Source organism: Bacillus sp. JAS24-2, assembly GCF_008274905.1.
In the GTDB taxonomy this organism is placed as follows: domain Bacteria; phylum Bacillota; class Bacilli; order Bacillales; family Bacillaceae_G; genus Bacillus_A; species Bacillus_A cereus.
Map to the genome: position 1 here is coordinate 1,537,397 of NZ_CP031068.1, position 25,160 is coordinate 1,562,556.

Sequence of the window (25,160 nt, forward strand, 5' to 3'; positions counted from 1 at the left end):
GGCATTGAAATAGGAGTTTGAACTAGTAGATGAAAAACGTAAAGTTTTTTCTAATGAGTTGGCTATGCATACATGTGTGCTTGTTCTTCCCCTTGCAAAGTCAGGCTGAGGAACAAATTGAGTCAGATCAAAAAATAAATGAAGTGAATGTACAAGAAGAAAATAAGGAATCTCAAGAATCGTCAGAACAAGTGGAAACGAAGCAAGATGAAGAGAAACAAAAAGAAGCAGAGCAACAAGAAGTAGCAAATAAACAATTGAATGAAAGAAAGATAGAAACGGAACAGGGAATTATTACAGTAAATAAGCCGGAGCTTAAAGTTGGCGAAGAAGTGCGAATTGCTGTAGAACCAAATGGGAAAAACATTCAAAGTATGAAAGGTATATTGCAGCTACAAAAAAATGGCGAGCAATATGCGCAAGAAAGAATACTATCTTTTGAGTATGATGAAGAAACGAAGAGCTGGGTTGCTAACTATAAAGCAGGGAATTTTGATTTGCAAGGTGATTGGAATCTTCAGCTCGTTCAAAGTTACAAAGAGAATGAGAAAGAAGAAATCGTAAAAAATGAAGTGAAAGTCCCGCTCATTCGTATTAAAAATGAAACGCCAACTATAGATAAAGAATTGCCAAAGTTACAGAAAGTTACTATTGATGAAGTAAAAGAGAACTTAGTTGAACGAAAACAGGGAGATTCTATACATATACGAGTAAAAGCGTCAGATATAGAATCGGTTGTAAAAGAAGTGCGCGTTACATTAAAAGGGAAAGAAAATAAAGAGCTTTCGTTTTTGTTAGACTACAACAAGCATGATATGGATTGGCAAAAAGTATTTGAAATAACAGAAGCATTGCCGGCTGGGCCATACGAATTACTTGTAGAGATAATAGATGCAGCAGGTAATAAACTTGTTGAAGAAAGTGAATATACCATTTCTGTTTTGGCGCCAAAAAACGAAGATGATAAAAAGATAGAAGAGAAAGAGAAAGAGAAAGAAGAGAAATTAGATAATAAACTAGAAAATGAATTAGAAGATAAGAAAGAAAATGAGAAGCAAGAAGATTTGAAAATCAAAAACCCGCTTCTAGAAGAAAAATTGCCGGTTGTTCAAATTCCGAAGCAAGATGAGAAAGTAAATAAGTTTATAAAAGAACCGTTGAAAGAGAAAGAGAAATTTACTTACGTTATAAAAGAGCCGTTCGAAGACAACAAGGAAGTACATAAGGCGAAGGACCAAAAAGAGAAAAATAACAAACAAGTTGTCTCTAAAAAGAAAGAACAAAAAGAAGAAACGAAAGACAAGGAAGAAGAAAAAGGTGAACAGGGAGTACAAGCTTCGGATGTATTTACTATCATGTCAGGTTTGTTCGTACTGTTTTTAGTTTTAAAGAGTAATAAAGAATGGGGCTAATTATTTCATAGTAGTGGAGGCGCTTAAATGGAGATTAAACGTACGACAATTGAAGATAAGACGCTACAACCATTAAAACAGCCTGCAGCTATTTCGGAACATGAAATCCAGAAAGAACGAAAGCGTAGCAATTTAGTGTTTACTGGACAGTCTAAAATTATTTCGAAAAATAATGAGATAGGTATTTTACTTGCAAGTTTAAGTGATGGAAAGATTATGAAGGAAATGCTTTCTAAAGAGATGGATACAGTGTTACAACTTTTTAAAAAGTTACATACGTTATCTGAAGAAGGAAAGCAATCAGAAAAAGTGTTTGAACAAGTAATTAGAAGCCTGCAAGGACTTATTAAGCAGGCGCATATAAAAGAACTTCCTTTGTTAGATGGAACATATGATTTCGCTGAAGTGCAACTATCATTTGGTAGAAAAGTACATATTCCTTTACTAGATGTAAGTGCACTCATCTCTAGAGTGGAAAGTGATTCTTCAGAAGGAAATATAAATTTGATGGTAACGGTTATTACTGCTTATATAACGAAATTGTCTAACGAAACGATTTTAATTAGCGTTACAGACCGCATTGCTAAAGATCGGGATGTAAGTGTATGGAGAGCGCTTGCGGAAATGAACATGACACAATTATCACAGGCATTGAAACAAACGATGCAAGAACATAAATGGTCTATGACGTTTCTTTTTCTCTTCATATGGATTGTCGGTATTATTTTAATTCGAGTTATGTAAAAAGGTCGTCACTCCATTGTGACGACCTCTTTTATATTTTTTCGTAGAAGAATGTATCAAATCGCTGAAGATTGTAACGTTCGGGTGTTAAAATTTGTTCCGTACTACCAACAAATAGTACACCGCCTTTTCGTAAAGAACGACTAAATTTTTCGTAAAGTTTTATTCTTGCTTCTTCTGTGAAATATATCATTACATTACGACAAATAATCAAATCATAATTTGTATCGAATGACTGCATTAAAAGGTCATGTTGTTTAAACGAGACGTTTTGTTTAATGTTTTGATGCAATGAATATAGACCATTCTCTTTTGTGAAATGACGTTCTTTCAAATCAGTAGGTAATTCCTTTAACGAACGTTCTGTATATTGACCGCGTTTTGCAGTTTCTAAAATATGAAAATCAAGATCTGTTGCTTGAATTTCAAAACGGAATGGAGCTAGATGCTTTGATAAAATTAAAGAGAGTGTATACGGTTCTTCACCAGCAGCGCAAGCGGCACTCCATACCTTTAATTTTCCGCTATTTTGTTCGAGTAATTTTGGTAGTGCTTTCGACTCTAAAGTTTGCCATCGTTCTTTATTTCTAAAAAACTCTGAAACGTTAATTGTAATATAGTCAATAAAATTTAAAAATAAATTTTGATCAGCGCGTAATTTGTTTAAAAAATTAGTGTAGTTTTCGAAGCCTTTTCTCGAAATGAAAGCATCGATTCTACGGCGCATTCTATCTTGTTTATATGAAGCGATGTCCATATTGAATTGTTGTTTAAAACTCGCGATAAAATGATCATAATCTTGTTCAATTATCATATTTACAATGGGCACAATAATGGTATTGTGCCTCCCCCTTTACATCATACGAATTTTTTGTTCAAAGCTTTTTTTCATTTGCTTTTCATGTAATCCTGGTAAATCATAAATGACAGCATCAATACCTGCTTCTTTTGCAACATCGACAGGGATGACAGATGTATGTTTGTCACCATTATAAAAACAGAGAACTAAATCAGTGTCTTCAATAATTTGTTTAACAAAAAACATATAATCTGATCGGTAAATGGAGTCGGAAGGATGATCAAAAGCAACATATTCGGCTCCGTGTTTTTTTAAGTAATCAACGACTTCTTGAAATTCATCTGTTATTGCTGGCAATGGTTGCAGCGTGTAAAGGCATAAATTTTGAGCGAGTCTTTCATTCTCAACGAAAAAACGAAGAACCTCATTTTCAATAGATTTATAACATAATATGTAAATTTTATGTTTGTGAGCATAGTCAGTTAAAAATTTTTTAATTTCTTCTTGATCTAATGCTGTTAATTGATTTGAACCACAAAGGAAAATATTCATAGAATTGTGCCACCTCATGCTAAATTGTAACATATCTTTTATAAAAAATAACTGCAAAATATTACTGTTCAGAGTATAATTATAAATAACTGGATTTTACGATTAAGTTTAGGAAGAAATAAAAAAATAAATAGGTGATATATATGCTACGTTCTATCTCGCATAATCCAATTTTATCGCATATACCGCCTGCTACTCAAATGCCGAAAGAAGCAAATGTCAGGACAGGACTTGCATTTTCGGATAATTTGCATGCAGATCCGAAAAAAGATAAATTACTAGAACAAATGGAAGCTTTTGTCGATAATATTGGAGAAATTAAAGAGAAAATTGAAATGGAATTAACGCTTGATAATGTAATGGAATACAAAAATACAGTAAAATCATTTTTGAATTTTTACGTGGATAATGTATTGCAGTATAAAGATGTCATGTCTCGTCACCCGCGTTACGGATATTCACAGAAAATGACGATTGTGAAACAGGCAGAAATGGGATTGAATGAATTAGAAGATGTTATGAATTTAATTAATACGAAAACAGGACATTTAGAAATGTTAAATCAAATTGGAGAAATCCATGGTTTAATTGTGAATTTAGTCTTGTAAAAGAAAGGAAGCTATATGTACATACAATTATATGAAAAACTCGTTATTATTCAAAAAGCGTATGAAAATATTCAAGCGCTTGGAGAGCAAATATATGAGAATTTAAAAAATAAAAATGTAAATGCAGTTCAAAAGTTGCAAGTAGAGCAATTGCAGTACATTGATGGTTTAAAAGGGTTATCAAGCTCATTTGAAGAAATGGTTGTTCAGTTCTGTAAAGAACAAGGGGTTGAATCGTTTCGTGTAAGTGCGTTATTTTCGTATTTTTCTCAAGAAGAAATTGAAAAAATGGAAGAATTACAAAAAAACGTAACTGAATTAGAAGAGAATGTAAAAATGATTCTTTTGAAAAATCAATATTACTTAAACGTACTATTAAAAACTACAGAAAGTATTGTGGATTCTGTTTCTGAATATAACTTAGAGCGAAACAATAATTCGCAAATCTTTATGAATGAACTATTGTAAAGGAGAAGTGAAGCTTTATGAGATTATCTGATTATAATACACCGCTATCGGGTATGTTAGCGGCTCAAATGGGGTTACAAACAACGAAACAAAACTTGTCTAACATTCATACACCAGGTTATGTTCGTCAAATGGTGAATTACGGATCTGCTGGAGGAAGTAAAGGGTATGCACCAGAACAAAGAATAGGGTATGGTGTACAAACGTTAGGTGTTGATCGTATTACAGATGAAGTGAAGACAAAGCAATATAATGATCAAATGTCACAGTTCTCTTACTATGCATATATGAATTCTACTTTGTCGCGAGTAGAGTCTATGGTAGGAACGACAGGTAAAAATTCATTATCTAGTTTAATGGATGGGTTTTTCAATGCTTTTCGTGAAGTTGCAAAAAATCCGGAGCAATCAAATTACTATGATACATTAATTGCTGAAACGGGGAAGTTCACAAGTCAAGTAAGTCGTCTTGCGAAAAACTTAGATACAGTGGAAGCACAGACGACAGAAGATATTGAAGCGCATGTTAATGAATTTAATCGACTTGCTGCTAGTTTAGCAGAAGCGAACAAGAAAATTGGACAAGCTGGTACACAAGTACCAAATCAACTATTAGATGAACGTGATCGTATTATGACAGAAATGTCTAAGTATGCAGATATAGAAGTATCGTATGAAGCTACAAATCCTAATATTGCAAGTGTTAGGATGAATGGTGTTTTAACTGTAAATGGTCAAGATACATACCCACTTCAATTACAGAAGGATAAAAAGCCAATGTCTGTACAAATATCTGGAACAGATATCCCATTAAGTGGTGGAACAATTTTATCGGCAATTGATACGAAAGCAAAGATTACAAATTATAAAGATAATCTGAATGAGTTTGTAAATTCGTTAAAAAAACAAGTGAATAATACTATGAAGAAAGAGCTTTTTGTAGGAGAAGATGCGAAGAAGCTTGAATTGAACCCTGATTTTATAAAAGATATTTCAAAAATGAAAATTTCGGCTGAAACTGCCAACAACCTTGCGGCTATTACAGATAAAGGCTATAAGGATGGACTTACATATAAGCAAGCCTTAGATCAATTTTTAGTTGGTGTAGCCTCTGATAAAAGTTCAGTAAATGCATATCAAAATATTCATAAGGATTTATTAGAAGGTATCCAGCAAGAAAAGATGAGCATCGAGGGCGTAAATATGGAAGAAGAAATGGTTAATTTAATGGCCTTCCAGAAGTACTTCGTGGCGAATTCTAAAGCTATAACTACTATGAATGAAGTGTTTGATAGTTTGTTTTCGATTATTAGATAAGGAGTAGTCATGTATAGTTGGTAATTGGAAATATTTAAGGAGGAGATAGAAATGAGAGTATCTACATTTCAAAATGCAAACTGGGCAAAGAATCAGTTGATGGATTTAAATGTGCAACAGCAATACCACCGAAATCAAGTAACCTCAGGGAAGAAAAACCTTCTTATGAGTGAAGATCCACTTGCAGCAAGTAAATCATTTGCGATTCAACATTCATTGGCAAATATGGAGCAAATGCAGAAAGATATAGCGGATTCGAAAAATGTATTAACACAAACTGAAAATACTTTACAAGGTGTTTTGAAATCTTTAACAAGAGCAGACCAATTAACAGTACAAGCATTAAATGGGACAAATAGTGAAAAAGAATTGCAGGCTATTGGTGTAGAGATTGATCAAATTTTAAAACAGGTCGTTTATTTAGCGAATACAAAAGAACAAGGTCGTTATATTTTCGGTGGTGATAGTGCAAAAAATCCGCCATTTACAGAAGATGGTACGTACCAAGGTGGAAAAAATGATGTGAACTGGCAATTAAATGACGGTTATGAATTCAAAGCGTTCCGTAACGGAGAAGCATTATTATCCCCGGTTATAAAAACGTTAAAACAGATGAGTGAAGCGATGAAAAACGGTGACCAAAAAGCATTAAAACCGTTATTGGAAGGAAATAAGCAAAACTTAGATGGCATCATTAACCGTACAACTGAAGTTGGTTCGACAATGAACACAATGGAGACGTTTAAAACAATTTTAAACGAGCAAAATGTAGCACTTCAAGAAAACCGTAAAGAAATTGAGGATGTTGATTTAGCTGTCGCAATTTCTGATTTAGCTTATATAAACGCAACATACGAAGCAACATTAAAAGCTGTTAGTACGATGAGTAAAACGAGTATTTTAGATTACATGTAAATGATAAGGAGTGAAAAATATGGCAGGGACAATATCTAATTATGGTGACAGACAGCAAATATGGAATTTAGGAAATAACATAATAGATACAAAGAAGTTAGTAGATTTAGAGTTACAAGCATTGGAAATGAAAAAATCACCATACACTACACAAAAACAAACGTTAACAAATGAAAACAAAGTTTATGCGAGCATGAAAAAAGAGTTTGCAAATTTTGTGCAAGTATTCAAAGATTTAAACACATTTAAAGGTGATGAAAAGAAAACAACTTTATCCAAAGATGGTTTTATGACAGCGCAGGCGGATGCTGCTGCAATTCCTGGAACATATACAATTACAGTAGAGCGAGTAGCAGAAAGGCATCAAATAACTACAGCTCCACTTACTCCCCCAAAAACTCCTGAAGGTACGGAGCAAAAATTTAGTTTAGATTTAAAACTTGGAGTAGATGATGTATTTCAGATAAATGGAAAAGAAGTTAAAATCTCAAAAGATATGACGTATAAAGACCTTGTCAATAAGATAAATAATGGGAATTATGGTGCATCAGTATATACATTAGGAGATCAACTATTTTTCACATCAACTACTGCAGGAAAAGAGGGAGAGCTGAAATTAACAGATGGTGCCAATGGCTTCTTACAAAATATAGGGCTAGTTACTTCTGCGAAAAATACGGATGGAACGAATGCCATTGCACATCAAGTGACAGGAGCAGTAAATGCAGAGTATACAATAAATGGAATTAAAGGGACTAGTAAAACAAATAAGATTGATACAATTCCAGGATTAACTATTAACTTAGAAAAGGTAACTACAGAGCCAATTAAATTAACTATCGAAGATTCAGATATAAAAAATTCAATAGATTTAATCAAAAAAATGAAAGATGAGTATAATAACGCTGTTAAAAGTTTAGATTTATTTTCTGGTGAAAATGGAGTAATGCAAGGGAATAATGTTTCATTTGCTATCAGTAATGCAATGACAAGCATTTTTAGATTTTCACAAGATGATAAGTATTTATTTTCTTTTGGGATTCAAATTGATAAAACAGGAAATATGACTCTTGATGAAGAAAAATTGAAAATAGCTTTTAAAGAGAATCCAGAAGCTACAAAACAATTTTTCTTTGGCTTTAATGGTATTGGTCATGATATAGATAAAAAGCTCGAGGGAATCTTTGGGGATGAAGGGATTATCGGAAAACGCTCTAAAAGTATTGAAAAGCAAGTGACTGATTTAGAGAGAAAAATTCAAGATATTGATACAATTAATAAGAAAAAACAAGAATCAATTATTGATAAATATGCAAATTTGGAAAAACAGCTAGCATTGCTTGATAGTCAGCTGCAGACAATCAAAGCAATGACAAAAACCAAAAGTGATGATTAATGAAAGTTGAGGAAGTGATTATATGCAAGCATGGCAACGTTATATGCAAAATGATATTATGACGAGTAATCCGATTAAAAATACAATATTTATTTATGAAAGATGTATCGTAGAGTTTCGTAAATTAGAAGAACTTTTAAATACATTTAAACTTCAAGAAGGAGACGACCTTCTTGAAAAGTTAGAACGTATATTTGAAGAGTTGAAGCTTCAATTAAATCCTGATATTTCAAAAGATTTATATGACAGTCTATTTGGTTTATACGATTGGATTAGCATTCAAATTCAAACGATGAAAGTAACGCGTGAAGTAAAAGATATTGATGCCATTGTGCAAGTGCTACAGGATTTAATAGACGGTTACCGTGGAGCGCTCGAAAATGAACAATGATATTTATCGAACGTTTGTAGGCTGTTTTAATGAAATCGGTGAATTACAAGTGTCAGATGAAGAGTTTGCTGAGAAGAGTGAGATGTTAAATCGTTGGATGATGACACTAGATGAAGAAAGACGTGCACAAGTTGCAGCAGAAGTAAGCCCATTCATTATTAAGGCAGCGCAGCATATTCGAGATAAGCAAAAGATTTTGGAAGAAATGATTATGGAAAATGATGGGCGAATGAAGGCTAATTCATTTTACGGTAAATATTAATAATAACGTCTGGAAACAGATTCCCCTTTTAAAAGGGGGTCTATTCCTTCGGTTACATAAAGAACTCCGCTGATTGAGGTTTCATTTTATGACTGTGATGAAATAATAATTGTAATCTAAATAATAGAAAAATGGACTTTAGTTTGTAGTTTATATATTGAAATGTTCTATAGATTACTATGTGTATACAGTTTTTTGCATTCTTTTTTTATATTTTTGTATTTTTCTAAAGACAACAATGAAAAAATGGAATAAAATATGTAAGGGTACATAATAGTAAATATTTTAATAAACGCATATAAGAAAATAAATAATGAAGTGAAACTTCTATCAGTGGATCATTACGTTAGAAAAGGAAGGGTGTGGAATATGCCAGATTTAGTGAGTGATGTAAGCCATTATATGAATTATTTAGTGACGAAACGAAATACTGTTTCTAGTAATATTGCAAATGCGAATACACCTGGCTATAAAGCACAAGATGTAACATTTGCTGAGCAGATGAATAAAAGTAGTGCGTTATATAAAAATAATGCGGCTGATTTAAAGAGCAATCCAGATTTATATCAAACGAATGAAATGCACTTACCGACAGTAAATACGAAAAATACATATGCAAAGATTCAAACAAAATCAATGCAAACGAATAAAGACGGAAATAGTGTGGATGTAACGACAGAAATGCTAGATTTAATGAAAGCAAATCAGTTATACGGTATTTCAATTAACGCAATTAATACACAATATGCAATTAACCAAGCGGCACGCGGACGTTAAAAGTAGAAGGAGAGACAACGGATGTTTCAGGCAATTAATGCAAGTGGCTCAGGGCTAACGACAGCGAGAAAGTGGATGGAAGTTACTTCTAACAATATTGTAAATGCGAATACGACGGCGGCTCCGGGGGCAGATTTATATGAGCGTCGTAGTGTGGTGCTAGAATCAAACAATAGTTTTGCAAGTATGTTAGATGGGGCTCCTACTAATGGAGTAAAAATAAAAAGTATTGAAGCAGACAAAACGGAAAATTTAGTGTATGATCCGACGCATCCGCACGCAAATGAAGAAGGATATGTACGTTATCCAAATATTGATGTAACTGCTGAAATGACGAATGTAATGGTTGCTCAAAAAATGTATGAAGCGAATACGAGTGTATTAAATGCAAATAAAAAAATGCTTGATAAAGATTTAGAAATCGGCCGAGGATAAGGGGGAAGATAATAATATGAAAATCCAACCAATGTTACATACACAACCATTTGGAGCAATTCAGTCAATTGGTGCACCGAAGACTTCTCAAACATCTGTAGTTGAGGGGAAAAAGTTTATTGATTTATTGGAAGATATGAATCAAACGCAAAACAATGCGCAAACAGCAGTATATGATTTACTAACTAAAGGGGTAGGAGAAACACATGACGTTTTAATTCAGCAAAAGAAAGCTGAATCTCAAATGAAAACGGCTGCTCTCGTACGTGATAATCTTATTGAAAATTATAAGTCACTAATTAATATGCAAATTTAGGAAAGTGGACGGGTGTGTTTAAATGGAAAAGATGAAAAATGTTATCCAATCGTTAAAAACGTGGCATAAGTTAGTAATCGGTGCTGCGCTTTTAGCGATTGTAACAGGAGCACTTTTATACTTCACCTTGCCAGATAAATATGTTGTTGTATATCAAAATTTAAATGATGCAGATAAACAAGAGATTACAGCAGAATTATCGAAGTTAGGTGTCGATTATCAATTAGCGGCCGATGGTTCGATTCGTGTGCAAAAGAATGATGCTCCATGGGTTCGAAAAGAAATGAATGGGATGGGCTTACCGTTTAATTCGAAAAGCGGTGAAGAAATTTTATTAGAAAGCTCGCTCGGTTCAAGTGAGCAAGATAAAAAAATGAAGCAAATTGTCGGTACGAAGAAGCAATTGGAGCAAGATATTGTAAGAAACTTTGCGACAGTTGAAACGGCAAATGTTCAAATTACATTGCCTGAAAAAGAGACAATTTTTGATGAAGAAAAAGCAAAAGGAACAGCGGCGATTACGGTTGGAGTGAAGCGTGGACAATTGTTAACAGCTGATCAAGTTGCAGGTATACAGCAAATGATTAGTGCAGCGGTTCCTGGTGTGAAAGCAGAAGAAGTAAGTGTTATTGATAGTAAAAAAGGTGTTATCTCAAAAGGAGCAGATGAAGCACATTCTAGTAGTTCCTCTTCTTATGAGAAAGAAGTTGAGATGCAGCACCAACTTGAAGGTAAATTAAAGCAAGACATTGATGCAACATTAATGACGATGTTTAAACCGAATGAATATAAAGTGAATACGAAAGTATCTGTAAACTACGATGAAGTTACACGTCAGTCAGAGAAGTATGGTGATAAAGGTGTACTTCGTAGTAAACAAGAGCAAGAGGAAAGCTCTACTGCGCAAGAAGGGGCAGATACGAAGCAAGGTGCTGGTATTACAGCGAACGGTGAAGTGCCAAACTACGGTACGAACAATAATCAAAATGGTAAAGTTGTCTATGATAATAAAAATGGTAACAAAATCGAAAACTATGAAATAGATAAAACAGTTGAAACAATTAAGAAACACCCAGAATTAACGAAAACAAATGTTGTTGTATGGGTAGATAATGATACGCTAGTAAAACGTAGAATTGATATGACAACTTTTAAAGAAGCAATCGGAACAGCGGCAGGACTTCAAGCTGATCCGAACGGTAACTTTATAAATGGTCAAGTTAACGTTGTAACTGTTCAGTTCGATCAGCCGAAAGCCGAAAAAGAGAAAGAGCCAGAAAAAAGTGGTATGAACTGGTGGTTATTCGGTGGAATTACAGCTGGCTTATTAGCGATTGGTGGCCTAGTATGGTTCTTATTAGCAAGACGTAAGAGAAAGAAAGAAGAAGAGGAATATGAAGAATACTTAGCAGAAGAGGAAATTGCTGCAAGTAATGAAAGTATCTTGGAAATTCCTGAAGAAAAAATAGTGCCAGAGCCAAAACCTGAACCAGAAGAACCGAAAGAACCAACGTTAGATGAACAAGTGCAGGATGCTACGAAAGAACATGTAGAAGGAACTGCAAAAGTAATTAAAAAATGGTTAAACGGACAGTAAGGGAGGAACAACGATGTTAGATGAAATCTCCTCCAAAGAAAAAGCTGCCATCCTTATTCGTACATTAGAAGAAGGGGTGGCAGCAAAAGTCATTGAATATATGACAGCTGAGGAAAAAGAAGTATTACTTCGTGAAATCGCAAAGTTTCGTGTATACAAACCAGAAACGTTAGAAAATGTACTAGGAGAGTTCTTATATGAACTAAATGTAAAAGAATTAAACTTAGTCACTCCAGATAAAGAATACATTCGTCGCATATTTAAAAACATGCCAGAAGATGAACTGGAAAAATTATTGGAAGACCTTTGGTATAACAAAGATAATCCGTTTGAGTTCTTAAATTCACTTACAGATTTAGAGCCACTTCTTACCGTGCTTAATGATGAGTCACCACAAACAATTGCAATTATCGCTTCTTATATTAAACCGCAACTTGCGTCTCAATTAATTGAGAGATTGCCAGATCATAAGCGCGTTGAAACGGTAATGGGTATAGCGAAACTAGAACAAGTTGATGGTGAGTTAATTAATCAAATTGGTGAGTTGTTAAAATCGAAATTAAATAATATGGCATTTAGTGCAATTAATAAAACTGATGGCTTGAAAACAATCGTAAATATTTTAAATAATGTTTCACGAGGTGTTGAAAAAACAGTCTTTCAAAAGCTGGATGAAGTCGATTATGAGTTATCTGAGAAAATTAAAGAAAATATGTTTGTCTTTGAAGACTTACTTGGTCTTGAAGATCTTGCGCTTCGCCGTGTATTAGAAGAAATTACAGATAACGGTGAAATTGCGAAAGCACTTAAAATTGCAAAAGAAGAAATTAAAGAGAAATTATTTACATGTATGTCTTCAAACCGTAAAGAGATGATTCTAGAAGAATTAGATGGCTTAGGACCGCTTAAGATGACGGATGCTGAAAAAGCGCAGCAAACGATCACTGGTACAGTGAAAAAGCTAGAGAAAGAAGGAAGAATTATCGTTCAAAGAGGTGAAGAGGATGTCCTTATTTAAAAACAGAATTCCGAAGAATTCTGTTTCTTTTTCTGAAGAAACGTATGAATTACAATTTCCAAAACCAGCTTCAATTCAAATAGAAGAGGAAGAATTACAAGCTGATCATGCAGAACTTCGCGCCCAGCAAGAATCGTTACATATGGAAATGAATCAGCTAAGGCAAGAGAAGCAAATGCTAGAACGAGAGCGGCAGCAGTTATTACAAGATAAAGAACAATTTCAAATGCATATTCATGAGCAACTGGAACAGATGGAAGCAGCGCGTGTGCAATTTCAAAAAGAACAACAAGAAACAGCATATGAATGGACAGAGTTATTATGGGATCAATCATTTCATTTAGCAGAAAAAATCGTGAATCAAGCGGTAGATTCACGATTGCTTGATGTGTTACCTATTTTAACTGGCATCGTGCAAACATTGCCAACCTCGTTTGAAAAATTAATCATTACAGTACATCCAGAAACGTTTGAACGTATTCAAGAAGAGAAGGAAAATACGAAAGAATATTGGTTACTACAATTAGTAGAATGGAAATATGATTTTTCTCTGCAGTTTGGTGAATTTGTTCTGGAAGAAGAGAAAGAGTTCTTTGAATTTAAATTTGCACCTATATTTGCGAAGCTTCGTCAGAAATGGGAAGAAGAGAAGTTATTTGAGGAGCAAAATGTATGAGCCGCCTGTTAATGAATGAGAACGAAAAATGGAATAAGTTCATTGAAACACCGCTGTATACGAAAGTAGGCAAAGTTCATAGTGTACAAGAACAGTTTTTCGTAGCGAAAGGGCCGAAAGCGAAGATTGGTGATGTTTGCTTCGTTGGAGAACATAACGTCTTATGTGAAGTGATTGCCATTGAAAAGGAAAATAATATGCTACTTCCATTTGAACAGACAGAAAAAGTATGTTATGGAGATTCAGTGACATTAGTTTCAGAAGATGTTGTTGTACCACGTGGTAATCACTTGCTCGGAAAAGTGTTAAGTGCAAATGGTGAAGTGTTAAATGAGGAAGCTGAAAACATTCCATTACAGAAAATAAAACTAGATGCACCACCTATACATGCATTTGAACGTGAAGAGATTACCGATGTATTTGAAACAGGAATAAAATCAATTGATTCTATGCTAACAATTGGTATCGGTCAAAAGATTGGTATTTTTGCTGGGTCAGGTGTTGGTAAATCAACTTTACTTGGAATGATAGCAAAAAATGCAAAAGCTGATATAAACGTTATTAGTTTAGTAGGGGAACGTGGCCGGGAAGTAAAAGACTTTATTCGAAAAGAGTTAGGCGAGGAAGGTATGCGAAAAAGCGTCGTTGTTGTAGCGACGTCAGATGAAAGTCATCTTATGCAACTTCGTGCAGCGAAACTCGCAACGTCTATTGCTGAATACTTCCGTGATCAAGGTAATAACGTATTACTTATGATGGACTCTGTTACTCGTTTTGCCGATGCACGAAGAAGTGTTGATATTGCTGTTAAAGAGTTACCGATTGGTGGTAAAACACTGTTAATGGAAAGTTATATGAAGAAGTTGTTAGAGCGGTCCGGAAAAACACAAAAGGGATCTATAACAGGTATTTATACGGTGCTTGTTGATGGGGATGATTTAAATGGTCCTGTACCAGATTTAGCACGTGGTATTTTAGATGGACATATCGTATTAAAGCGTGAGCTTGCAACGCTTAGTCATTACCCTGCAATTTCAGTATTAGATTCAGTAAGTAGGATTATGGAAGAAATTGTTTCGCCACATCATTGGCAACTTGCAAATGAAATGAGAAAGATTTTATCAATTTATAAAGAAAATGAATTGTATTTTAAGCTAGGAACGATTCAAGAAAATGAAGAAAATGCTTATATTTTTGAATGTAAAAATAAAGTAGAAGGCATAAATACATTTTTAAAGCAAGGTCGATCGGATAGTTTCCAATTTGATGATATCGTTGAAGCGATACAGCATATAGTATAAGGCCTCTGCATAAGAGGTCTTATTTTTTTGTTTTTTAATATTTCACAGATTTTTTTGGAAAAAAACTATATAATAGAAAAAGAGAACGTTATAATAGAAAGGGGTTATGAAAACAGGTGGATAAACAGCAGTACGACACAATAAAATTGCAAATAAATCAAGAAAAAGAACATATTTTAAAAGAAGTGTATGAATTAACAGCTGAAAAAAGAAAAATAGAACAAAAAAAAGAATATGATTTATATGTTGTGAAATCGCGTAGTAAAGTCGTACAAACTGGGCAACGTATTATGGCTGGTATGCTTTCTTCACATACGTTTTCACCTGAAAGAATAGAAGAATGGAATCGGAAAATTAAAAAAACGGAAGGTTTTATTCAAAAAAATGAAAGTCTTTTAGAGCAAGTAAAAGAAAAAGAACGTGTCATTGATGAGATGTATCAAGAAGATTGCAAAAAGCTTGCGAAAGCACAAGAAAAGCTGGAAGAAAAAATGCTTCTGGATTTGAAAATGTGTATGAATGGATGAGGTGAATGTAGTGATACAGTCTGTATTACCGGTGCAACAAAGTTTACCTCCGCAAAAAGAAAAAGGGCTAGAAGTACAATCGAAAAATGAAGATTCTTCATTTGATCGTACGATGAGAATGGAAAATAAAAAGCAGCCGAAAACGGAGAAAACGAAACGAGAAGAAGCACCAAAAGAAGAGAAAAAAGAATATAACCTTTCTAAACCATCGGTAACGAAAGAAGAACCAATTGTAAAGAAAGAAGAAAAAAAAGAGACAGAACAGTTGTTATTAGCTGTATCTGAGCAAATGGTTGCAATTGAGCAATTACATGTGCAGCCGGAATTGTTATATCAATACATACAAAAAATACAAGAGCTATATAAAGAATATGGCAATATTAAACTTAATGAATTACCTGCAGCTGAATTACAACAATTACAAGAACTTCTTTCAAATATGAATATCAAAAATGCTATATGTTTAGAAGATACAATGCAAATGGTATTAGACAAAATGAAGATGCCAGAGCAAACGATGCAAGCATTGAAGGTTGTAGAAACAGAAACTTGTAATATTGCAAAGAAACAAGAAGAATTTAAAGATGTAGATCTTTCGAAAGCTGAGAGCGATGATGCAAAGGTAGAGTTGCCAGAAGGTGATGCATTAAACGATTCGAGCTCTGCAGGTGCAGAGTTATTAAATAAAACGACGAGTACCGAACAAATAGGGAAATCGAATAGTGGTGCTGAGAAAGTTTCATTACCTGACTTAGGAAAGAAAATGGAAGCGCAAGTAGAAGCCTTGCAAAAATTTGTAGTGAAACAAGAACGTGTTTTATTTCAGTTAAATCCAGAAAAACTTGGTACATTAACAGTGTTTATGAAAAAACATGGAGATCAAATTGACGTTCACGTAGAAATGGAAAAACACGATGCGAAAAAACGTGTTGAAATCATTTTTGATGAATTGAAATTAAAGTTAAAAGAAAAAGAAATCAATATTCAAATTAGCTATTCAGATAAAGATGAAAATCGTAAAGAACAGCGAGAACAAGAGCAAAGGCAAAAACAGAAATTAGCAAATACAAATCATGAAAAACAACAATCAACAGAATTTGCGGGATTATTGGAGGAATAACGCGTGCCAACAGTTGGATTAAATACAACGAGTACAAATCATATTCCGTTACAAGCAGGGGCGCAAACAAAAAACGCATCTGTAAATGGTGTGCAATCGCCAGTTCAACAAACAAACGGAGTATCAGCAAGTAATCAAAAAACACCCGGTATTATGGATAAAGATGATTTCCTGAAACTTTTTTTAGCGAGCTTTCAACATCAAGACCCGTTTAATGCGATGGATATGAACCAAATGATGAATCAAACGGCTCAACTATCGCTTATGGAGCAAGTACAAAATATGACGAAAGCAGTAGATAAACTACAATCAACGATGTATACGACAGCTCTTGATGGTGGGATGAAATTTTTAGGGAAGTATGTTAGAGGTATAAACAATAAGGGGGAGCAAGTGACTGGTCAAGTGGAAACAGTTCGACTTGCCGAAAATAACGATGTACAACTTATTGTTGATAATCAAGTTGTCTCACTTCGTTTTGTAGAAAGGGTTTCAGATAAACCGATAGCAGAAACAAATCCAGAAGATGAGAAGAAAGATGATATAGAGAAAAATGAAGAGGTTAAGCAAAATTAATAAAAGGAGTGTATATAGGTTATGATTAAAGCGTTATATACGAGTATTACAGGGATGAATGCGGCACAAAATGCATTAAGTGTTACTTCAAATAATATTGCAAATGCACAAACAGTTGGATATAAAAAGCAAAAAGCTATTTTTGATGATCTGCTATATAATAATACGGTTGGTTCACGTGGGGATGGTGCTTATGCTGGTACGAATCCAAAGAGTATCGGTAACGGTGTAAAGTTTAGTGGGACATCTACAGATTTTAGTGATGGTTCTATTACTTTAACTAGTGATAAGATGGAGACAGCTATAGAGGGAAATGGTTTATTTTTAGTTGGCGATCGTAATAGCGGAAATGTAGAGTATACGAGAAAAGGGTCTTTCGGTGTATCGAAAGATAACTATGTTACAAATACAAGTGGTCAGTATGTGCTAGGGTATGGTGTGAAAACAGGAACTCAAGAAATAGATTTTTCTTCACGACCAAGTCCAATTCATATTCCAATGGGATCAGCTGTTGGTGGGATTCAAACAGATAAAGCAACAATAGGTGGAAACCTTCCTAGAAATCAAAATGCATTATCTCACGAATTCACAGTTTTTGATGAGGAAGGGAACTCGTTAACGTTACGTGTAAATATTAAACAAAAGACTACAAAAGAGACTGTAGATGGTAAAGAAGTTGAAAAGCCTGTGCCAGGTGAATATACGTATACAGTTTCTATAAGAAATGATTCTAAAAACGAAAAAGAGTTTAAGCCGGTTGAAGGCATGACGGGCGAAAAAAATCTTAAATTTGATACATTAGGAAATCTAAAGGAGACAGATGAAGCTGTACAAAAAAATCCAGTAACTGGTGAAATTACTAAAGGTGGAACGGTTAAAATTCCTTTTGGTAAGGGACTGACACTGGACTTAAGTGGTTTAACAAATTATCCAACAGGGAAAACTATTTCTACAACAGAAGTAACGGGGCGTCCAGCTGCAATTGCAAATGACTATTCAATTTCTGACGGTGGTTTTGTTATGATGAGATATTCGGATGGTAGTATGAAGGTTGTAGGACAACTAGCTGTAGCTACATTCCCTAATTCAGGTGGATTAATGAAAACTGGGAATGGCAATTACATTGCCACACCATCAGCAGGGATTCCAGGGATTGGTGTGGCAGGTGAGAATGGTGCAGGTAATGTAAGAGGTTCAGCAAAAGAAAGTTCAAACGTAGATTTATCTGTAGAATTCGTTGACTTAATGTTATATCAACGTGGATTCCAAGGAAATGCGAAAGTAATTAAAGTGTCAGATGAAGTATTAAATGAAGTTGTAAACTTAATTAGATAATGTATTATAAAGAAAGATCGTAATGTAGTAGAAAGGGTTTTTATTCGTATGACAAGACAAGAACGAATTTTACAATTGCCATTTTTCGAGAATAAACGTGAACTTGCTGAGCAAGTGCTAAAAATGGAACGAGAAGAGCATGTATATTTACCAGATCAATTTGAAATTAAGCAAGTGCCCCCGTATTCATTTGCTGAAAAGAAAGCGATTATTGGTCGTATTCATGAGTTTTATTTCGTCAGTGTTGGTAATGATGGCGCATGGAAGTATCAACTGTTTAAGGACGAGATGAAGTGCCGTGAGTTTTTTGTTACATTATCAGGCATTACAGATCAGCAAATTGCGTTTTGGTTCAACAATATTGAGTTGCTTAAAGGCGCTTAAAAGTGTTTTTAGTCTTAGGTGGCTCGGAGCTGTAAGAAGAGAACTATAGAAATCTACTGGAATGGTTGAACAATAATCTCTTTATAGCAAGCCAGTATTTTTTTATAGTCTGTGAGTTGTGACAATAGGGCAATGAAATGAGAGTATGCTAGTTTCATTTTATATGTTTGTGATGATAGATTTTTATAAAAGGAGAGGTGAGGAGGATGGCGCAAAATAAGTATCGCGTTACATTCATTTCGCCGAGTGAGGTTGAGCAGCGGACTGTAATGGGGGCGAATAGTTTGCCAGATTTAATTCGTAAAGTAGAAAGTATTATCGCAGATCCAAATGGTTATTTTGTAAATGATAAAAAAAATAATTGCTATTTTAAAGTAATTAAAGAAAATGTTACGTTTATTCAATATGAGTTACTATTTTCGGATAAGGAAATTCATATTGAAAAATTAAAACATGTAGCACCGGTAGTATTAAAGCGATTATTCGAAAAAATAAATGACCCGGAATTATATGCACTTGCGCTACTTGATGTTGATATAGCAACGAAAGAATATGTGTTAACAGAAATGAATTCTGAGCTAAGAATAAGAGTAGAGACGGAGCTTTCGAAAAAATGGGAAGCAATGCCGACAGAAATTGTAGGGGCGCAAGAAGTGTTATTAGAAGCACTTGCTTCTTTTATACAAGATTAATTGTTTTTTAATAAAATGAATCGATCGACTATCTATATTTTTTATATAGGTAGTTGACTTTTTCTCTTTTATAAAGCTTAATAATTAGATATACGGAATTAATGGAAGGGGAGCGACACCTTTATGTCACAAGCACAAAGTATTTTATTAGAAAGCGGAACAAATGAATTAGAGATTGTTACGTACACTGTTGGTGAAAACCTATTTAGTATTAATGTAATGAAAGTACGTGAAATCATTAATCCATTTCCTGTTACAACTGTGCCAGAATCTCATCATGCAGTTGAAGGTGTTGTTCAAGTACGTGGTGAAATTTTACCTGTTATTAACTTGGCAATGGCTCTTAATTTAAAGTCAACAAAGCCACTTGATCAAACGAAATTTATCATCTCAGAATTAAACCAAATGAAAGTTATTTTCCGCGTGGATGAAGTGCATCGTATTCAACGTATTTCGTGGGAACAAATTGATGAACCAGCTTCATTATCTATGGGACTAGAAGAAACGACATCTGGTATTGTAAAACTAGATGGAAAAATCATCTTATTATTAGATTATGAAAAAATTGTATGTGAAATTAGCGGCACTGGTTATGACAATAAATCAATTGCAGGGTTAGAACAAAAAACAGATCGAGCTGAAAAAGTAATTTATATTGCAGAAGATTCAGCGATGCTTCGTCAAATATTAGAAGAAACATTATCATCAGCTGGATATACGAAAATGAACTTCTTCAGCAATGGTGCAGAAGCGTTAGCGCAAATTGAAAAATTAGCGAAAGAGCAAGGCGAAAAAATGTTTGAACATATTCACTTGCTAATTACAGATATTGAAATGCCAAAAATGGATGGACATCATTTAACGAAAGTGGTTAAGGATAGTGAAGTAATGAATCGTTTACCAGTCATTATTTTCTCTTCATTAATTACAAATGAATTATTCCATAAAGGTGAAGCTGTAGGAGCAAATGCTCAAGTAAGTAAGCCAGATATTCAAGAGCTAATTGGCTTAGTTGATAAGTTAGTGTTGTAAGAAAAGCACTTTTTTAGCTGGAATAGAGGAACTAGCTATGTGTGGCAGCGGTCAGTGCCTAATAGAGACCCATGCGATGTAAGACCAGAGATATGGAGTGTTTTTTAGGTAAATGGGACGAGATAGCCGCCGAGATAGCTTTAGAAGAAGCGAGACTTCAATTGAGGTTTTGAAGACTGGGTTTATAACTCTATTCTGTTAGAGAGAGGAAGGAATTAGCCAATGCTACATATGGCTAATTCCTTTTTAGTATTCTATACTTTAAACTGGTAGAAAAATGAAAGGTTTCTTGGGTGTTTGTCGCTGTATGTGTGAATAATCTTTATTTAGAGATTTTTGATTTAAAAATATAAGCAAACGTATTTTCGATTGTTATTTTAGTAATATTTCGTGGTAACGCAAATTTTTTCGGTGAAAAAACATTCAAAATACCATATAATATAATTAAATGTAATTAATATGCAATTTTGCATATTAATAAAAAAACATTTTCCAAATTTTTATACTTTCTATACATTTTTGTATGTTTATTATTTGACAGATAATTTCGAACTGTTATAATATGGATATGTAAAAATTGCTATTTTCTTAAAAGACATGGGAGTCAGATGAGAATTGTGAAAGGATGAGGGGGGAGTGGCACAGATTATGTATCACCACACAGCAATTAATGTATTAGGTCTTTTACAAAACATGTCAAATAATAAAATGAACGATATGCAACTAGAAGCGGAATTAAAAAAAATAGAAAAAGAATTCCAAGTAAAGTATGAAGAGTTAGTTGATTTACATAATAGAATGGTATTATTTCAAATAGATATAGAAAAAAATGGCGGGATGCGAGCATATGAAAAATCAGCAATTACATGGCTGAAGTCTGAACTAGAGCTACTGTATGAAGTGTATCAATTTTGTCAACGTCACGGTTTAAACATTTTAAATATTTCAAAATACGTAAGTAAAAATGAACTAAATCTTTTTCCAAAAACAGAAAGTCAATTGCAAAATACGTATTATAAATTGAAAAAACGTGAAATACCGTTTGAAAATATTGAAAAACAAAAACCAGGACGAAAGCGAAAATATATACCAGTAAAAGAGACAATCGTTGCAAGAAAACAAGAAAACGAGTACGAATTAAAAGAAGAAATCCAGCATAAAGAGGATGAAAAAAATCTTGTAACAGTTATATCTGGTATCGTTGATAACTTTGAAACAATTAATCAATGTAGTGAAAGGAAAGAAGACGAACTACATCAGTTTATGGAAGGTATTTATAAGCTTTCTAGCATGGCAGCAGGGCGTTCTAGAGAAGCAAAGAACACACGTAGTCTAGAAGGTGAATTGCAGTCGTTACAACTGGAAAATGAAAGGCTAAAAGGAGAGAAAGAAGAGCTTGTACAAGATATTAAAGGTATGACGCAGCTTTTAATTCATTTCATTACAAGTTCGGATATTGATCAAATACGTAAATTACCAACTTTCGTACAAGATTGTAAAATGGAATTACATAAACTAGGTCTATATAATGCACAAGACGGTAAAATGAAAATAATGGTTGACCGTAGCGGACAAGTTATGACGGTAACACAGTAATAAAATTTGGGTACAAAATAAAAGGGAGATACATAGTTTATATGTATTTCCCTTTTATTTTGTATGGAATCGTTCCAAAGAAGGAAGATTAATTTTTATGATTGTAGTAGTTTAGAGACCATTTGTGGAATTTGGTTCGCTTGTGAAACCATACTAAGTGCAACTTCAGTCAATAATTTGAACTTTAAAAAATCACTCATCTCCTGCGCCATGTCTGCATCTTCAATTAGAGATGCAGCATCTGTTAACGCCATACTTTGATTATTTAAATTTTCAATATTGAACTGTAAACGATTTATCATAGCTCCAAGATCAGCGCGATGAAGTGATACATTTTGTAAAGCCTCTTCAATTTTACGGATAGCCGTTCTTGCTTCTTGTTCTGTTGAAATCTTGATGTCATGTTGTGTAGGGGAAGGGGGAATATGTTTCGTCATATTTATTGTATGACCGATATCGTCTAATGTAATAGGACGGTTTTGACCGTCAAATACGGATAAATCATTAAACTCAGTCATCTCGCCAATATAGCCACTTTGTTCTATTAAAGACTGAAACTCTTTGCTCAGTAAATCACGATTTTTATTTGAATTTGTACCATTAGCAGATTGAACAGCTAAATCAAACATACGCTGCAAAATATTCGTCACAGTTTGAAGAGCAGCTTCTGCCGTGCGAAGCATCGATATCGCATCCTCATTATTACGAATCGCCACGCGCATACCACTTGCTCTCGCATACATACGAGTCACAATTGCAACATTAGCGGGATTATCCGAAGCGTGGTTTAACTTCTTACCAGTCGCCAAATGCTCCATTGCAACATTCATACGTTTCTCATTCTCATACAACGACTGCCTAGCATTCATACTTAAAACATTCGTACCAATACGCATAATAGACACTCCTTATAGATTGATATAGTTAGTATATTTTAATCTAATAAACAGTTATGGAAGGATAGAGGGGCTTATGCTTATTTACTGTTTGTGTTTTAACATAAGAGGGAATCAAGATAAGCACTGACCCCTTCTATGCACCGCAGATGCTCTCTTCCACATAAAAAAGAAAGTTTTATAAATAATCTATCTATATAGAAAAAATAAACCTCTCCGCAAGCAGAGAGGTTTATTCATGAAATTAATTCAAATGGCTTATTGTAATAATTTAGAAACCATTTGTGGAGTTTGGTTAGCTTGAGAAAGCATGCTGATGCCTGCTTCGTTTAAAATTTTGAATTTTGTCATGTTAGACATTTCTTTTGCCATATCAGCATCTTCAATTTGAGAAGCAGAAGCTGCCATATTAGTAGCTTGGCTCGTTACGTTGTTTAAGTTATGGTCTAAACGGTTTAATTGAGAACCGAAAGTTGCTCTAGCGTCAGCAATATTTTGAATAGCATCGTCAAGTTTTGTGATTTCATCTGCTGCAGTTGTAGCATCTAAAGCCTTACCTGTTCCTACTGCTAAAGTAGCAGTTGTTAATTTCTTTGTTTCAATAGCTGCGATTGTCATTGTATCACTTGAAGCATCAGAAAGTTGAATCGTGATATCTTTACCATCAGTACCTTTATTTAAAAATGCATTACCATTGAAATTTGTTTTGTCAGCGATATGATCAATTTCTTGTGCTAATGCTTGATACTCTTTGTCCATAGATGCGATATCTTTATCGTTGTTAGTACCGCTTGATGCTTGTGTTGCAAGATCACGCATACGAAGTAAGATGTTTGAAACTGAACCTAATGCAGCGTCACCAGTGCGTAAAGCAGACATAGCGTCTTGTGTGTTACGTGCTCCAACGTTTAATCCGCCTTCTTTCGCACGCATACGAGTAGCGATAGCTAAGCCAGCTGCATCGTCAGCGGCACTGTTGATTGATTTACCGCTAGATAAACGGTTCATAGATGTATTCATTTTGTCTTGGTTTTGTCGCATGTACTCTTGTGTACGCATGCTGTTAATGTTTGTATTAATTCTCATGTTAAGAACCCCCATTAATTTTTAATTATTTAAAAGAAAACTCTTTATATACTACAGAGAGTATATGTTCAAATGGTTTATTGTAATAATTTAGAAACCATTTGTGGAGTTTGGTTAGCTTGAGAAAGCATGCTGATGCCTGCTTCGTTTAAAATTTTGAATTTTGTCATGTTAGACATTTCTTTTGCCATATCAGCATCTTCAATTTGAGAAGCAGAAGCTGCCATATTAGTAGCTTGGCTCGTTACGTTGTTTAAGTTATGGTCTAAACGGTTTAATTGAGAACCGAAAGTTGCTCTAGCGTCAGCAATATTTTGAATAGCATCGTCAAGTTTTGTGATTTCACCTGCTGCAGTTGTAGCATCTAATTTCTTTGTTCCATCAGTTGCTAGAGTATCAGTTGTTAATTTCTTTGTTTCGATAGCTGCGATTGTCATTGTATCACTTGAAGCATCAGAAAGTTGAATCGTGATATCTTTACCCTCACCAGGATTAGTGCCTTTATTTAAAAATGCGTTACCATTGAAATTTGTTTTGTCAGCAATATGATTAATTTCTTGTGCTAATGCTTGATACTCTTTGTCCATAGATGCGATATCTTTATCGTTGTTAGTACCGCTTGATGCTTGTGTTGCAAGATCACGCATACGAAGTAAGATGTTTGAAACTGAACCTAATGCAGCGTCACCAGTGCGTAAAGCAGACATAGCGTCTTGTGTGTTACGTGCTCCAACGTTTAATCCGCCTTCTTTTGCACGCATACGAGTAGCGATAGCTAAGCCAGCTGCATCGTCAGCGGCACTGTTGATTGATTTACCGCTAGATAAACGGTTCATAGATGTATTCATTTTGTCTTGGTTTTGTCGCATGTACTCTTGTGTACGCATGCTGTTAATGTTTGTATTAATTCTCATGTTAAGAACCCCCATTAAT

Annotated in this window: 29 protein-coding genes; 24 read left to right on the forward strand and 5 right to left on the reverse strand. The window is 34.2% G+C overall.

The window, feature by feature from the left end; translation table 11 throughout:
• Window positions 1-29 precede the first annotated feature (29 nt).
• On the forward strand, window positions 30-1,412 hold the full coding sequence (locus DN407_RS08080; RefSeq protein WP_149216158.1) for a transglycosylase: 1,383 nt from the start codon (window positions 30-32) through the stop codon (window positions 1,410-1,412).
• A 27-nt stretch (window positions 1,413-1,439) separates the two neighbouring features.
• Entirely contained in the window at window positions 1,440-2,156 is a 717-nt protein-coding gene (locus DN407_RS08085; RefSeq protein ID WP_000403962.1) for a hypothetical protein, read from the forward strand.
• Window positions 2,157-2,187: 31 nt separating this feature from the next.
• Here DN407_RS08085 and DN407_RS08090 read toward each other — a convergent pair whose 3' ends face one another.
• Window positions 2,188-2,970: a CheR family methyltransferase gene (locus DN407_RS08090; protein ID WP_000582880.1), complete on the reverse strand. Its 783-nt coding sequence runs from the start codon at window positions 2,968-2,970 to the stop codon at window positions 2,188-2,190.
• A gap of 39 nt (window positions 2,971-3,009) precedes the next feature.
• Window positions 3,010-3,507, reverse strand: a complete 498-nt coding sequence (locus DN407_RS08095; RefSeq protein WP_001020105.1) for a hypothetical protein — start codon at window positions 3,505-3,507, stop codon at window positions 3,010-3,012.
• A 143-nt stretch (window positions 3,508-3,650) separates the two neighbouring features.
• On the opposite strand from DN407_RS08095, the gene DN407_RS08100 reads away from it, so the two are divergent.
• The 22 genes from DN407_RS08100 (at window position 3,651) to DN407_RS08210 (ending at window position 22,245) form a co-directional block, all read left to right on the forward strand.
• Window positions 3,651-4,115 carry a YaaR family protein gene (locus DN407_RS08100; RefSeq protein ID WP_000946323.1) on the forward strand — a complete coding sequence of 155 codons (465 nt, stop codon included), beginning with the start codon at window positions 3,651-3,653 and terminating at the stop codon, window positions 4,113-4,115.
• 15 nt (window positions 4,116-4,130) lie between these two features.
• Window positions 4,131-4,583, forward strand: coding sequence for a hypothetical protein (locus tag DN407_RS08105; RefSeq protein ID WP_000275878.1), 453 nt, complete (start codon window positions 4,131-4,133; stop codon window positions 4,581-4,583).
• Between the two features lie 17 nt (window positions 4,584-4,600).
• A complete protein-coding gene (gene flgK / locus DN407_RS08110) occupies window positions 4,601-5,899 on the forward strand; it encodes a flagellar hook-associated protein FlgK (RefSeq protein ID WP_016109692.1) in 1,299 nt (432 codons plus the stop codon).
• Between the two features lie 51 nt (window positions 5,900-5,950).
• Window positions 5,951-6,814: a flagellar hook-associated protein 3 gene (locus DN407_RS08115; protein ID WP_001266411.1), complete on the forward strand. Its 864-nt coding sequence runs from the start codon at window positions 5,951-5,953 to the stop codon at window positions 6,812-6,814.
• Between the two features lie 19 nt (window positions 6,815-6,833).
• Window positions 6,834-8,210 carry a flagellar hook-associated protein 2 gene (locus tag DN407_RS08120; protein ID WP_016109694.1) on the forward strand — a complete coding sequence of 459 codons (1,377 nt, stop codon included), beginning with the start codon at window positions 6,834-6,836 and terminating at the stop codon, window positions 8,208-8,210.
• A gap of 22 nt (window positions 8,211-8,232) precedes the next feature.
• On the forward strand, window positions 8,233-8,601 hold the full coding sequence (locus tag DN407_RS08125; protein WP_016109695.1) for a flagellar export chaperone FliS: 369 nt from the start codon (window positions 8,233-8,235) through the stop codon (window positions 8,599-8,601).
• Window positions 8,591-8,863 carry a hypothetical protein gene (locus tag DN407_RS08130; RefSeq protein ID WP_016109696.1) on the forward strand — a complete coding sequence of 91 codons (273 nt, stop codon included), beginning with the start codon at window positions 8,591-8,593 and terminating at the stop codon, window positions 8,861-8,863. The genes DN407_RS08125 and DN407_RS08130 overlap by 11 nt, the downstream gene beginning before the upstream one ends.
• Before the next feature lie 318 nt (window positions 8,864-9,181).
• Window positions 9,182-9,640: a flagellar basal body rod protein FlgB gene (gene flgB / locus DN407_RS08135; RefSeq protein WP_370445031.1), complete on the forward strand. Its 459-nt coding sequence runs from the start codon at window positions 9,182-9,184 to the stop codon at window positions 9,638-9,640.
• A 21-nt stretch (window positions 9,641-9,661) separates the two neighbouring features.
• Complete coding sequence (flgC, locus tag DN407_RS08140) at window positions 9,662-10,075, forward strand: flagellar basal body rod protein FlgC (protein WP_000484680.1); 414 nt, start codon at window positions 9,662-9,664, stop codon at window positions 10,073-10,075.
• A gap of 16 nt (window positions 10,076-10,091) precedes the next feature.
• Complete coding sequence (gene fliE, locus DN407_RS08145) at window positions 10,092-10,391, forward strand: flagellar hook-basal body complex protein FliE (protein ID WP_000701672.1); 300 nt, start codon at window positions 10,092-10,094, stop codon at window positions 10,389-10,391.
• Window positions 10,392-10,413: 22 nt separating this feature from the next.
• A complete protein-coding gene (locus DN407_RS08150; RefSeq protein WP_053514213.1) occupies window positions 10,414-11,988 on the forward strand; it encodes a flagellar M-ring protein FliF C-terminal domain-containing protein in 1,575 nt (524 codons plus the stop codon).
• Window positions 11,989-12,001: 13 nt separating this feature from the next.
• Window positions 12,002-13,006 carry a flagellar motor switch protein FliG gene (gene fliG / locus DN407_RS08155; RefSeq protein WP_016109698.1) on the forward strand — a complete coding sequence of 335 codons (1,005 nt, stop codon included), beginning with the start codon at window positions 12,002-12,004 and terminating at the stop codon, window positions 13,004-13,006.
• A complete protein-coding gene (locus tag DN407_RS08160; protein ID WP_098329766.1) occupies window positions 12,993-13,682 on the forward strand; it encodes a FliH/SctL family protein in 690 nt (229 codons plus the stop codon). Before fliG ends, DN407_RS08160 begins: the two co-directional genes overlap by 14 nt.
• Window positions 13,679-14,983, forward strand: a complete 1,305-nt coding sequence (fliI, locus tag DN407_RS08165; protein WP_000088693.1) for a flagellar protein export ATPase FliI — start codon at window positions 13,679-13,681, stop codon at window positions 14,981-14,983. The genes DN407_RS08160 and fliI overlap by 4 nt, the downstream gene beginning before the upstream one ends.
• A 116-nt stretch (window positions 14,984-15,099) precedes the next feature.
• On the forward strand, window positions 15,100-15,510 hold the full coding sequence (locus DN407_RS08170; RefSeq protein ID WP_000360855.1) for a hypothetical protein: 411 nt from the start codon (window positions 15,100-15,102) through the stop codon (window positions 15,508-15,510).
• Between the two features lie 10 nt (window positions 15,511-15,520).
• Complete coding sequence (locus DN407_RS08175) at window positions 15,521-16,630, forward strand: flagellar hook-length control protein FliK (protein WP_119780552.1); 1,110 nt, start codon at window positions 15,521-15,523, stop codon at window positions 16,628-16,630.
• A 3-nt stretch (window positions 16,631-16,633) separates the two neighbouring features.
• A complete protein-coding gene (locus DN407_RS08180) occupies window positions 16,634-17,206 on the forward strand; it encodes a flagellar hook assembly protein FlgD (protein ID WP_001143477.1) in 573 nt (190 codons plus the stop codon).
• Between the two features lie 21 nt (window positions 17,207-17,227).
• On the forward strand, window positions 17,228-18,541 hold the full coding sequence (flgE, locus tag DN407_RS08185) for a flagellar hook protein FlgE (protein ID WP_119780414.1): 1,314 nt from the start codon (window positions 17,228-17,230) through the stop codon (window positions 18,539-18,541).
• A 48-nt stretch (window positions 18,542-18,589) separates the two neighbouring features.
• Complete coding sequence (locus DN407_RS08190; protein WP_063675178.1) at window positions 18,590-18,925, forward strand: DUF3964 family protein; 336 nt, start codon at window positions 18,590-18,592, stop codon at window positions 18,923-18,925.
• Between the two features lie 206 nt (window positions 18,926-19,131).
• The gene (locus DN407_RS08195; RefSeq protein ID WP_149216159.1) at window positions 19,132-19,617 is read left to right on the forward strand and encodes a LysR family transcriptional regulator; all 486 of its coding nucleotides are present in this window, start codon (window positions 19,132-19,134) and stop codon (window positions 19,615-19,617) included.
• A gap of 123 nt (window positions 19,618-19,740) precedes the next feature.
• Window positions 19,741-20,649, forward strand: a complete 909-nt coding sequence (locus DN407_RS08200) for a chemotaxis protein (protein ID WP_000075943.1) — start codon at window positions 19,741-19,743, stop codon at window positions 20,647-20,649.
• A 648-nt stretch (window positions 20,650-21,297) separates the two neighbouring features.
• Complete coding sequence (locus DN407_RS08210) at window positions 21,298-22,245, forward strand: DNA-binding domain-containing protein (protein WP_063675179.1); 948 nt, start codon at window positions 21,298-21,300, stop codon at window positions 22,243-22,245.
• Between the two features lie 95 nt (window positions 22,246-22,340).
• On the opposite strand, the gene DN407_RS08215 is transcribed toward DN407_RS08210, so the two are convergent.
• The 3 genes from DN407_RS08215 to DN407_RS08225 all read right to left on the reverse strand — a co-directional run bounded on the left by DN407_RS08215 (window position 22,341) and on the right by DN407_RS08225 (window position 25,141).
• A complete protein-coding gene (locus DN407_RS08215; RefSeq protein ID WP_098329769.1) occupies window positions 22,341-23,141 on the reverse strand; it encodes a flagellin N-terminal helical domain-containing protein in 801 nt (266 codons plus the stop codon).
• Between the two features lie 258 nt (window positions 23,142-23,399).
• Window positions 23,400-24,227 (reverse strand): flagellin N-terminal helical domain-containing protein, encoded by an 828-nt coding sequence (locus DN407_RS08220; RefSeq protein WP_061883965.1) that lies wholly within the window; start codon window positions 24,225-24,227, stop codon window positions 23,400-23,402.
• Window positions 24,228-24,304: 77 nt separating this feature from the next.
• On the reverse strand, window positions 24,305-25,141 hold the full coding sequence (locus DN407_RS08225) for a flagellin N-terminal helical domain-containing protein (RefSeq protein WP_149216160.1): 837 nt from the start codon (window positions 25,139-25,141) through the stop codon (window positions 24,305-24,307).
• Between the last annotated feature and the right edge of the window lie 19 nt (window positions 25,142-25,160).